The sequence below is a fragment of the uncultured Porphyromonas sp. genome (assembly GCF_934359325.1).
Taxonomy (GTDB): domain Bacteria; phylum Bacteroidota; class Bacteroidia; order Bacteroidales; family Porphyromonadaceae; genus Porphyromonas_A.
Genome location: NZ_CAKRLH010000045.1, coordinates 1 through 11,131, shown reverse-complemented (window position 1 = coordinate 11,131; position 11,131 = coordinate 1). Strand labels below are relative to the sequence as shown.

Genomic DNA, 11,131 nt, shown 5'->3' with positions numbered 1-11,131 from the left:
GGACTTCTGATGGCCTTTGCCTACATCCTCTTCTACACCATCTCTGCCTCCTACGCCATCAGTGGCGCCATGTCCCCCTTCATGGCCGCATGGCTCCCCAATCTGATCTTTATCCCAATCGCAATTTTCCTCTACTGGCGCGCCCCGAGGTGAGATGAAAAAGGGCACCTACAGGTACTACGGGGTGCTGCTTGGGCTCCCTCTCGAGTCGCCGATATTTACCTATCGGCTCGAAGAGGATGACACCTCGCCTGAGGAATTGCTCGGGCGTGTGGTCCTGGTGCCGCTGGGAGCCGGGAAGACTGTCTCCGGCGTGGTCTGGAGCTATCAGGGTACAGTCTCTCCGCTTCCTTTGGGCAAGGTGAAGAGCATTCGTAAGGTGCTCTCTCATCCTGTCATTCCCGGGTCGGTGCGGAAGTTCTGGAGCTGGGTTGCCTCCTATTATATGTGCAGCCTTGGCGATGTGTTCCGCGCAGCCCTGCCGGCTTCCTTTAGACCTGAAGGGGGACAGCGCTATATGCTACCGGACACAGTGGGGGGAGAGGAAGCTGAGACTCTGAGGAAAGAGCTGGGGCGGTCTTATTTCTCACTAAAGGAACTGAGGCAACTCTTCCCGGACGACTATGCCGATCTCTTCTCCTCCTGGTCTGAGGAGGGGAGTGCCGTCCCGTACGAGAAGGGTATCGGTGTAGCCGGGATCCCTGCTCACGAGAGAGGGTGGGGCGTCAGCGCCCAAGTCTATCAGCCTGAGATGCTGGAGGAGGTGAGGAAATCGCTTAAGCGAAGTCCCCAGGTGCTTAAGGCACTGGATCGCTTGGTATCCGACCTGGAGGGGAGCAACCTCTTCTTCCCCACACTTACTGAGGTTGGCGACTACCTTGGCGTCTCTTCATATGTGATCGGACGGCTGAGAGAGTATGGGGTGATCGAGGAGAGAGCGAGGGAAGAAGTGCTCTCCGAGGGGACCCCGGGCAAGAAACCGAACCTAAATGGGGTGACGCCTGACTTCCGAGACCATCAGATCCTACTGCTCCACATGCCTCACTCCAGGGCAGACGAGCGAGTTCCGCTACGCCATCTCTATGAGCAGGTCACCGAGGCGGGAGGACAGGTGTTGCTCCTCTTCCCTACATTAGACAGGCTCAGAGAGGTTGAGGGGGAGATAAGACAGGTCTTTGGGGCATCCTACTTTCCCTACCATACCGGGGTCTCACTGTCGGACAGACAGCGGACCTATCTGGCAGCATGGCGCAAGCGACCCGGACTCTATGTGGGACTACGGTCGGCAGTCTGGCTGCCCCTGGGGTCTCTAAGTGAGGTGGTTGTGATAGACAGCGAGCATCGGGGGTATAGGCAGTGGGAGCCTGCACCCCGCTTTACCGCCTCTGATGCGGTGCTGGTGCTTGCTGCTCTGTCCGGAGCCAAGTCCCTGATCGTCTCCTCTACTCCCTCTGTGGAGTCCATGGCTCAGGTACTGAGGGGAAAGTATGCCCTCCAGACGGCAGTCTCCACACCATCCGAGGGTAGGGTGTCGCTACAAACGGTCAGTATGAGGACTGCCTTTGATGACAATCAGGTCCAGGCCAGACTTCTCTCAGACGTTATGGTCGGTGCCATTAGGGAGACGATAGCGAAGAGAGAGAAGGTGCTCCTGCTCTATCAGCGTCCCGGGTACGCCCGATCCATCGAGTGTCAGGACTGTGGCGAGCAGATCCTCTGCCCCCGCTGCCACACCGCCTGTAGGCTCTCCGCCGACGCCAGAACCATCGAGTGTCCTCTCTGCGGCTACAAGTCACCGCTCCCCGCGAGTTGTCCACACTGTAATCACCCATCTCTCAGAGCGGTCGGGACAGGCATCGAGCGGCTGCAGGAGGCTGTGAGCCGTTACTTCGCCGGTGCGCAGGTCGCTACCGTAGGGTCGGACGACAGGGTGCCGATGGCAGATATCATGCTCTGTCCGGACTACGATCCGCCCGTCCGCCTCCTGCGCCAGGTCTCGATGGTGGGAGTGATCCAGCTAGATCTCCTCCTTACCCTCCCCGATCATCGGGCTGCTGAGCGAGCCTACCGGATGCTGACCTCCTGCAGGGATGAGCTGCGAGACGGAGGCAGGCTGATCATCCAGTACTTCTCCAAGTCCCCTGTGCTTGATGCTTTCCTGGAGGACGACTATCAGACCTTCATAGAGCATGAGATGGAGGAGCGGCATCAGCTGCTCTTCCAGCCCTTCTGCCGTATCACGGACTTAGTGCTCGAGGGGAAGAGTCAGCCCCTGATCAGTAGGTTTGCCGACCGAGTGGCAGGCGAATTGTCCCGGCTGCTTCCTGCAGTACAGATCTTGGGACCGACACCTCTTCCGGTCAGCAAGCGAGCTGCCTCATTTGGCTTCCGCGTGACGCTTCTCATCCCCTTAGACGTTGCGCTGTCGCCCCTTCGCACCTTTATGCAAAGCACTGTGGCAGGGTGGGTGAAGACCTCCGGCATCCCCTCTCTCCGCTATTACTACGACGTAGACCCTTAAATGTAGGCGTGCAAACTATTACCGGTATTAGTCGACACTAATACCGGTAATAGTTTGCACTAATACCGGTAATAGACTTCACTAATATCGGTATTAGTTTGGAGACACATTTGATCGGGTGAAAGGGCTGACGTTTTTGGATTTACCCAAGGTCTCACCAGGCTAAAAGGCGACTATCCCTCCGGGGTTCCGCCCCTACGGGATCCGGGGGCTGTAAAACTCAAGTGAGTCAGCCCTGGGCATGCGGGGCAGTCTCTTGTGGGAGAGACTCCAGTCCCGATAGGGTGGAACTCCAGTCCCAATAGGGTGGAACTCCAATTCCGATGGGATGAAACTCCAGGGGTGATCAGTAAAGGTCTTATAACAGTGAAAAGTGGTAACTTTGTCTCACCAAGAGATAGGTTAGCGACCAGAGCGGTAGCATCTGTCTCCCGGCTTGAATTTGAAACCAATAAGTAAGAGTAATGATCAATCGATCGCTCATTCGTGTCAAGGTACTGCAGGTACTCTACAACTATTATCACAAGGAGTCGATGTCGATCTCGGCTGCCCAGGAGACTCTGGAGGCGGCCATGGAGAGCGACTATAGGGTCTACCTCTACCTCTGCGGCTTGCCGCTGGACTTCTCAGACTTGGCTCGGAAGCTTATTGGGATCGAGGAAGGAAAGTTCTCCCCAGATCCGGATCGCCTCTCCCTGCTGAGAGCACTGGAGAGCAATCCTGTGGTGCAGCACATCGAGAGTGACCAGGACTTCGTTGTGCGACGGATGGCGACCTCGGTCTTCCATAATCCTGAGATGAGCGAGTCCCACGAGTCCATTCTGTCAGAGCTGCTCGATGAGCAGTCTTTTAGAGCATCTCAGCTGGAGACCTTTGAGGGAGCGAGACAGTTTTACCGTAATCTGTATGGGGACAAGTATCGGCAGTCTGACAGGGTCTACGATATCCTGGAGACGACGGATGCCTTTGTCACAGATGCCGATCTGCCGGTGATCTTCTCCTTTGTCACCAAGTTTTATAACGGTCTGGATCCTGACAAGGAGGTCTCAGATCTCCTCCGCCCTAAGTTTGCCTCCAAGAGCGATGGCGACTTTGGCTCGACACTGCTACGAGCTGCCATTGACAACAAAGAGGCTTACCGGGAGAGGATCAGCGGATACTTCAAGGGGTGGGACGCCGAACGGGTGAGCGAGGTGGACTATCTGCTCCTGCAGATGGCGATGGCTGAGGCTGTCGCCTTCCCGACCATAGCAACCACGGTGACCATCAATGAGTATCTCAATCTCGCACACTCCTTTAGCTCTGACAACTCTTACGTCTTCATCAATGGCATCCTCTTTAGGCTCTTCACAGACCTTAAGGAGGAGGGCAAGATCATCGGAGACTGATACAGCAATATTTCTAATCCCTAACAAAAGGATAATATGTTACAAGCAATACTTCTCCAGGCGCAGGCGCCTCAGGGAAACGCCATTATGAGCATCTTCATGATCGTGCTGATGATCGTGATCTTCTACTTCTTTATGATCCGCCCGCAGACGAAGCGGCAGAAGGAGCTGCAGAAGGCTCGCGAGGCAATGAAGGCAGGAGATAAAGTGATCACCAGCGGAGGTATGTACGGCATCATCCGCGAGATCAATAAGACCAATGGTCAGGTCACGCTCGAGGTGTGGGACGGCGTAAAGGTCAAGGTCGATATCAATAACATCTTCTCTCTCGAGGAGGTCGGAAAGGACAAGGACGCAAAGTAAGGTCTCTCCGGTTTCGCTTAGTCGACGAGAATGAGAGGACTTAGACGCTGGCTGAGAGAGGGGCGATTCACCGCTTACTTCATGCGAGATAGGCGGTGGGTGGCACTCTCTATCTGTCTGCTCATCTCAGTCTTCTTCTGGCTGGTCGCAGCGATCGATGACCCGAGGGGCTATACCAAGGAGATTGCTGTCCAGCTGGATAAGCCGATCCTCCCATCCAACTACCGGATGACCGATCTCTCCCAGTACCCAGAGGTGGTCTACGTCAAGGTTCACACTAAGGGCGGCTCCCTACTGAGGTATACCATCAATCAGATCGGTCGACCCTCCTACCGAGTGCGACCTACCGTGGATACCACTCATCTGCTGGCTGCGGGGGGACAGTATCGACTGAGGGAGGGGGATCTCAAGCGGTTGCTCCTGAGTAAGCCTCTCCATGAAGTCTCGCGGATGGATCTCAATACCTCGACGGACCTTAAGATCTATCCTGAGGAGATAGCCTTCTCTTACGAGCCTCTGAGCGAGGGTAAGTCTGAGGTGCTATTTGGTAGTCAGATCGACTTCGGAGTTCATCGGAATTTTAAGCTCGCCGATACCATCAGCCTTATACCCTCATCGGTACGGGTTTTTGGTGTAAAGAGTGATCTCGAGGACTTCATGGCGACAGGAGCTGTCCTCACCACGGATACGATCGGTCTGAGGATAGATAACCCTGGGCGTGACACCATACGTGTCGCTGTGGTGACTCCGCCCGGTATTGATGCTCGTCCCGACTCGGTCGATGTGGTCCTGATGACCAACGAACTGGTTTATCATAGCTTTACCACTTCTGACATTGAGATCCGAAATCTCCCGCCCGGATATGACCTGAGTCTGATCCCGCTACAAGTCACTGTGACCTATCTGGTACCCAAGGATAGAGTGGGGGAAGAGACTCTCTTTGACCCCGGTCTATACATCGACGCTCGAGAGGTATTTGGTGGAACTGGTGGTCAGACTCTGACGGTTCACGTCTCCAATGTCCCCTCCCAGGTGGATATGATCCAGGTGGTGCCCGACCGGCTCGACTTCATCCTCCGTGAGAGGAAGTGATATGAACTCACGTCCATACGTCATAGGTGTCTGTGGTGGCATCGGATCCGGTAAGAGCGTGGTGAGGAGACTCCTCGGGCTACTCCTTGACTGTCCAACTTACGACTGTGACTCTAGAGCTAAGGCCCTCTATCGGGATCCTGTAGTCCGGTCTGAGATCACCTCGCTACTGCATGAGGATCCTATTGATCGGGATGGTCGGCTGAATAAGGAGTTTCTCTCCTGCGCTTTGCATGACGATCACCTTAGACCGCTGCTTGAGGGGATCATTCATGAAGCTGTCAGGGAGGACTTTGCCCACTGGCTTTCCGAGTTAGCGGAGCCCTTTGCGATACTGGAGTCGGGGATCCTCTTCTCCTCAAGCATGAATATGTTCGTGGACTGCTCGATCAAAGTAGATGCTGAAGAAGCTTTGCGATCCCGGCGAACACAACTCAGGGATCGTACCCACGGTGCTACTCAGTACAAGTCAATGAGTAGTCTGCAGCTCAAGGAAGCTGATCTCAGAGAACGACTGGCGGTCTACACAATCTATAACAACGGATCCGACTCGCTGATCCATCAGTGCGAGCGAATCATCACAGAAATCAATCATCGTTAGACATGAAACTATCAGAAATCGTCTCTATCTCCGGCAAGCCCGGACTTTTCCTCTTTATCAACAGCTCACGAGTTCCCTACACAGTGGAGGAATTAGAGACCGGACGTCGCATGCCGGTCTTTGGCCGGGAGAAGATGAGCCTGCTCAGCAATATCTCTATGTACACCACCGAAGGGGAGAAGCCACTGGCTGAGGTGATGCAGGGGATGTACGAGACCTTTGGGGAGGAGATCCCAGATGCTAAGTCTGTCTCCGAGAGTGCCGAGACACTTAAGGACTTTATGGACAAGGCTCTTCCCAATTGGGACCAGGAGCGGATCCATCAGAGCGACATTAAGAAGCTGGCTAAGTGGTACCAGATCCTGCGACAGAAGGGTATGGACTCCTTTATGCCCTCTGAGGAGGAAGAGAAGGAGGACTGAAGTACTTACACTCTCGTAAAACAAAAAGCGGAGCGCTCTTGATGAACGCTCCGCTTTTTATTAGAGAAAAGTCCCCAGGGGGAACGGTGAGTGACCGAGGAGAAATGCCTTCATGGGCATCACCTTACTTGAGGGCCACTGCAGCTCTAGCACCTCTATAGTGCCCCTGGCTGTACCAACGAACAGCCGCTTGTCATCTGTCTCGAGAGGCTCACCGGATGCGAGATCACAGTGGATCGGCTTCTCCCAGATACGCACGCCTAATATCTTGATCTCGACCTCTGTATCGGTAGTCTCGTCGTGGAAAAGGGCTACAGCCTTGGGGTAGGGCGCCATGGCTCTCACACGTCGATCTATCTCCTCTGAAGTCATCGAGGTGAAGCGGATGGTCTGCTCCTCCTTGAAGATCTTTGGAGCCATCGGCAAGTGAGAGACATCCTCCGGCTGAGGATGACCGAGTTGCTCCTTCGGCTCCTCAGACTGCTCGATCAGGTCGATCGTCTCCTCGATCACCTTAGCACCGATGACCATAAGCTTGTCATGTAGTGTCCCGCCTGTCTCATCTACTGAGATCGGCACAAGTTCCTGGAGAAGCACACGTCCGGTGTCTATCTCCTTATCGAGGAGAAAAGTGGTGACACCGGTCTCCTGCTCGCCATTGATCAGAGCCCACTGGATCGGTGCCGCTCCGCGGTACTTAGGCAGGAGGGCGGCGTGGAGATTGATCGTCCCACGAGGGGGCATATCCCAGACCTCCTCGGGGAGCATCCTAAAGGCGACGACAATAAAGAGGTCAGCATTGATCTCTCGCAGGCGCTCCAGAAACTCCTCGTCTCGAAGCCGCTCCGGCTGGAGAATTGGGACCTCGGGCAAGAGCTCCTGAGCCGTACGCTTGACGTCTGAGGGCTGAAGCTTATGGCCACGCCCCTTGGGCTTGTCGGGCATCGTAACTACAGCAACCACCTCCCGATTATGCTCTACGAGCGAGCGGAGAGAGTAGGCTGCAAATTCGGGTGTGCCAAAAAATACGATCTTCATTGTCTTATTCGTCACCAAAGTTGAGGTTAAGCACTCTCCGGTAGACGTTGAGGATAGCCGACTTGGAGATAAAGCCGACATACTTCCCCTCAGGAGTCTCTACCGGGAGATTCCACAGTCCGGAGTCATCAAAGATGGTCATCACATCCTCCATCTGCATATTCGTTTTGATTCGGATCCCCGGCTCTACCATAAACTTCTTCACTCGGAGTCTCTCATAAAGGTCGGGGCGGAACATAATATTTCGGATATTGTCCAGCATCACAATGCCCACTAAGTGGTCATCATCGTCCAGAACCGGGAAGATATTGCGCTGACTCTCCGTGAAGGTCTTTACTGTCTCACCGAGGGTCTCTTCCGGATGCAGGGTCTTGAATTTCTTCTCCACAACATCCTCCACGTCCATCAGTGTCAGCACTGCCCGGTCCTTCTCGTGTGTTACCAGTTGCCCCTCTTCGCCCAGTCTCATTGCGTAGATATTGTACTTCGTGAAGATCCGCATGAAGCCGTAGGAAATCAGCGACACTATCAGGAGTGGTAGGAAGAGATTGTACTGCCCCGAGAGCTCCGCAATGAGGAAGGTTCCGGTCAGCGGCGCATGCATCACGCCCGCCATCAGTCCCGCCATACCCATGAGGGTAAAGTTTTGATGGGGCAGATAGGTCTCAATACCCAGTTCACCGCAGATGTAGGAGAAGAAGAATCCGAGGAATGCACCCACGAAGAGGGTAGGGGCAAAGGTTCCACCGCAACCGCCACCGGAATTGGTGGCCACTGTGGCGAAGATCTTCAGTAGCATGGCTGCCAAGAGGAAGAGGATGAAGCTCCTATGGGATGAGTCGGAGACATTCTCCAGCAACGACCCCTCCAAGATCCTCTCCGGGTGATCGCTCATCAGCATTGATATGATGTCGTATCCCTCGCCATATAGAGGAGGAAGGAGGAAGATCAGGCTGCTCAGGATCAGAGACGCAATCACAAAGCGGACGCTCCAGGTACTGATGCCGCCAAGCTTTCGCTCCAGCCACGAGGAGCATCGGGTAAAGTAGAGTGACAGTCCACCGCAACAGAGTCCGAGCAGAACCACGTAGGGCAGTCTATTGAGGGTAAAAGCCTCCTCCGCCATCACCGGGAAGAGGGCGCCCATACCGAAGATTAGGTAGCTAACCGTCGCCGCTGTCACGGATGAGATCATCAGAGGCATCACACTGGTGAGGGTGAAGTCCATCATCAACACCTCTATGACAAATAGCAGTCCGGTAATCGGGGCCTTGAAGATACCCGCAATCGCGCCGGCGGCACCGCATCCCACAAGGAGCATAAGGTTTCTGTGCTCCATATGGAAGAGCCGCCCGATATTGCTACCTATGGCTGCACCGGTAAGCACGATCGGTGCCTCCGCTCCCACAGAGCCGCCCAGTCCGATAGTGATGGATGAGGCGACGACAGATGTCCACGTGTTGTGGGGCTTCAGTCGGCTCTGACGTCGGCTGATCGCATAGAGTACCCTGGTGATCCCATGAGAGATATTATCTCTGACGATGTACTTCACAAAGAGACCACAGAGGAAGATCCCCACCACAGGCGTGATGAGATACGAGAGATAAAGGTCGGTATGGGTATTCAGTCCGATAACGAACTGCTGTATCGTACTCACAAACCACTTCAGCAATGCCGACACGAGTGCACAAGCGATACCGGTAAGCAGTGCCAGCACTGTCACCGGCACCCCCTCAGGGAGGTGCTTATGAAGCCAGTCTGAGAATGGCTTGCTTGGTCGTGACTTTACCTCAGTCGCTTGCATTTATCGGATCACCTTTACTTCGCCTCTCAGTCCCAGCTTGATGATGTTGGAGGCCACATGTTTCGTCTGCTCCTCCTGGCGATACCTCACGACATAGTCCACACCATTGCGCACTTCTTCACTGATATCCGCAAAGGCAGCGGGCGATGGTTCTCCTGATATGTTCGCCGAGGTACTTACGATAGGCCTGCCCAGTCGCTCACACATTTTCTTACAGAAGGGGTCTCCCACCACTCGGATGCCTGCGCTGCCATCCTCAGCAAGGAGGTTAGGAGCGAGGCCAATGGCATCAGGATAGATGATCGTCAGAGGCTTCGTCGCCGTATCCATCATATCGTAGGCAATGTCTGGGATGGTCCGGACCACTTGTGCCAGCATCCCATCGCTGGACACGATAGAGAGGAGTGCCTTCGCATCATCTCTCTTCTTCAGGGCAAAGATCCGGCTTACCGCTTCAGCATTAGTCGCATCGCACCCAATGCCCCATATGGTGTCTGTGGGGTAAAGAATCAGACCTCCACGCTTCAGCGTAGCGACAGCCTCGCTCAGGTCCTCCAGATCCCAGCGGGGCATCTCTTCCTGCTCTTCGTCTATTCTCTTCTTCATATTTATATCTGCATAAAGTCTCTGTAAAAGTCGATCGCCTCATCCAGCTCCTTGGGTGTAAAAAGCTCCGCGGGCGCAGGCATGCCGATGCCATCCAGCATCACCACCGGGATACCCTCCTCAGCCGAGCGTAGCTTCTTGTCCTGTCGGGCAAACGCATGGATCTGCTCATAGTCTGTACAGAGGATAGAGACGGGAGGAAAGTGGTCCCTTACTACTCTCGCCAGCTGCATAAGCTCCTCCTGGGGCAGTCGATCCCTCCGTAGTGACAAGTACCCCTCCATAACCAGACCTGCAGCCACGGCGATACCGTGTGGCACCGGCTCGCCCTTGCTCAGATGAAGCGCCTCGAAAGCGTGACCAAGGGTGTGACCAAGGTTGAGGAACTGTCGTCTGCCGCCCTTGTCCAGCGGATCCGAAGCGACCACCTCTATCTTGTAGTCAATACATCGTCGGATAAGAGAAGGGACTACCTCAGCCGTCCCCCATACGTCCTCATCCACGGAGAAGCCCGCCAGCATGGCATACTTCAGGATCTCGCCCCAGCCGGAGAGTAGCTCCAGCTCAGGGAGTGTGGATAGGAACGCAGGTGCTATCAGTACCTCCTCGGGAGTGTAAAAGGTTCCGACGCCATTCTTCACGCCCTCAAAGTCTATCGCCGTCTTACCGCCAATAGAGGCATCCACATCCGCCAGCAGGGTGGTCGGGGCATAGACCAGTCCCATCCCGCGCTTGTAGGTCGCAGCGGAGAGTCCCGCCACGTCCAGAAGCGCCCCACCACCGACCGCTATCATCAGGTCTCCTCGGGTTGCACCCAGGTCTGAAAGTCCACTCCAGAGTCGGAGCAGCTGCTCAGCCGTCTTTGCCTCCTCACCGGGAGGAAGCACAATGTCAGCGGACTCTATCCCGATCCGATCAAGGCAAAGGTCCGCGCAGTGGCTCTCAGTGACCCAGATCGCCCGACGACCTGACGTCAGAGACCGGAGCCGACACCGAAGCCCATCGAGGTCTTCGAAGAGAGTATAGCGAAGTGGTGACTCCATCGAAACATTACTCTTTCTTCTTCACTCCCAGCTCTCCCAGAACAAAATCAACAGCCTCTGGCAGCCCCTCGGGTCGCTTTCCGCCCGCCGTAGCGAGAGAGGGCTGCCCTCCGCCACCGCCTTGGATGAATTGACCGGCAGCCTTGACCAACTTGCCGGCGTTATACCCCTTCTCCACGAGACCATCGCTGATCAGCACGGTAAGGAGTGCCTTGCCCTCATCCTTGGAACCGCTCACGAAGACATAGTCGCC

12 protein-coding genes are annotated in these 11,131 nt (G+C 55.1%); 7 read left to right on the top strand and 5 right to left on the bottom strand.

Annotated elements, in window-relative coordinates; genetic code table 11:
• Positions 1–9: 9 nt before the first annotated feature.
• The 7 genes from Q0F21_RS03075 to Q0F21_RS03045 all read left to right on the top strand — a co-directional run bounded on the left by Q0F21_RS03075 (position 10) and on the right by Q0F21_RS03045 (position 6,387).
• The gene (locus tag Q0F21_RS03075) at positions 10–153 is read left to right on the top strand and encodes an LptF/LptG family permease (RefSeq protein WP_297237306.1); all 144 of its coding nucleotides are present in this window, start codon (positions 10–12) and stop codon (positions 151–153) included.
• Position 154: 1 nt separating this feature from the next.
• Complete coding sequence (locus Q0F21_RS03070) at positions 155–2,521, top strand: hypothetical protein (protein WP_297237304.1); 2,367 nt, start codon at positions 155–157, stop codon at positions 2,519–2,521.
• Positions 2,522–2,985: 464 nt separating this feature from the next.
• Positions 2,986–3,909, top strand: a complete 924-nt coding sequence (locus tag Q0F21_RS03065) for a transcription antitermination protein NusB (RefSeq protein WP_297237302.1) — start codon at positions 2,986–2,988, stop codon at positions 3,907–3,909.
• A gap of 36 nt (positions 3,910–3,945) precedes the next feature.
• The gene (gene yajC, locus Q0F21_RS03060) at positions 3,946–4,272 is read left to right on the top strand and encodes a preprotein translocase subunit YajC (RefSeq protein ID WP_297237300.1); all 327 of its coding nucleotides are present in this window, start codon (positions 3,946–3,948) and stop codon (positions 4,270–4,272) included.
• 30 nt (positions 4,273–4,302) lie between these two features.
• A complete protein-coding gene (locus Q0F21_RS03055) occupies positions 4,303–5,364 on the top strand; it encodes a hypothetical protein (RefSeq protein ID WP_297237298.1) in 1,062 nt (353 codons plus the stop codon).
• A 1-nt stretch (position 5,365) separates the two neighbouring features.
• Positions 5,366–5,965 carry a dephospho-CoA kinase gene (locus tag Q0F21_RS03050; RefSeq protein ID WP_297237296.1) on the top strand — a complete coding sequence of 200 codons (600 nt, stop codon included), beginning with the start codon at positions 5,366–5,368 and terminating at the stop codon, positions 5,963–5,965.
• Positions 5,966–5,967: 2 nt separating this feature from the next.
• Entirely contained in the window at positions 5,968–6,387 is a 420-nt protein-coding gene (locus Q0F21_RS03045) for a DUF5606 domain-containing protein (protein WP_297237294.1), read from the top strand.
• A 60-nt stretch (positions 6,388–6,447) separates the two neighbouring features.
• On the opposite strand, the gene fmt is transcribed toward Q0F21_RS03045, so the two are convergent.
• From fmt to Q0F21_RS03020, 5 genes are all read right to left on the bottom strand, one after another.
• Positions 6,448–7,425, bottom strand: a complete 978-nt coding sequence (gene fmt / locus Q0F21_RS03040; protein ID WP_297237292.1) for a methionyl-tRNA formyltransferase — start codon at positions 7,423–7,425, stop codon at positions 6,448–6,450.
• A 4-nt stretch (positions 7,426–7,429) separates the two neighbouring features.
• The gene (locus tag Q0F21_RS03035) at positions 7,430–9,229 is read right to left on the bottom strand and encodes a chloride channel protein (protein ID WP_297237290.1); all 1,800 of its coding nucleotides are present in this window, start codon (positions 9,227–9,229) and stop codon (positions 7,430–7,432) included.
• Entirely contained in the window at positions 9,230–9,835 is a 606-nt protein-coding gene (locus Q0F21_RS03030) for an L-threonylcarbamoyladenylate synthase (RefSeq protein ID WP_297237288.1), read from the bottom strand. It abuts the gene before it with no gap.
• A gap of 2 nt (positions 9,836–9,837) precedes the next feature.
• The gene (locus Q0F21_RS03025) at positions 9,838–10,878 is read right to left on the bottom strand and encodes a 3-dehydroquinate synthase family protein (RefSeq protein WP_297237286.1); all 1,041 of its coding nucleotides are present in this window, start codon (positions 10,876–10,878) and stop codon (positions 9,838–9,840) included.
• Between the two features lie 7 nt (positions 10,879–10,885).
• Positions 10,886–11,131 (bottom strand): DHHA1 domain-containing protein (locus Q0F21_RS03020; RefSeq protein ID WP_297237284.1); only part of this gene is annotated, 246 nt, incomplete at its 5' end.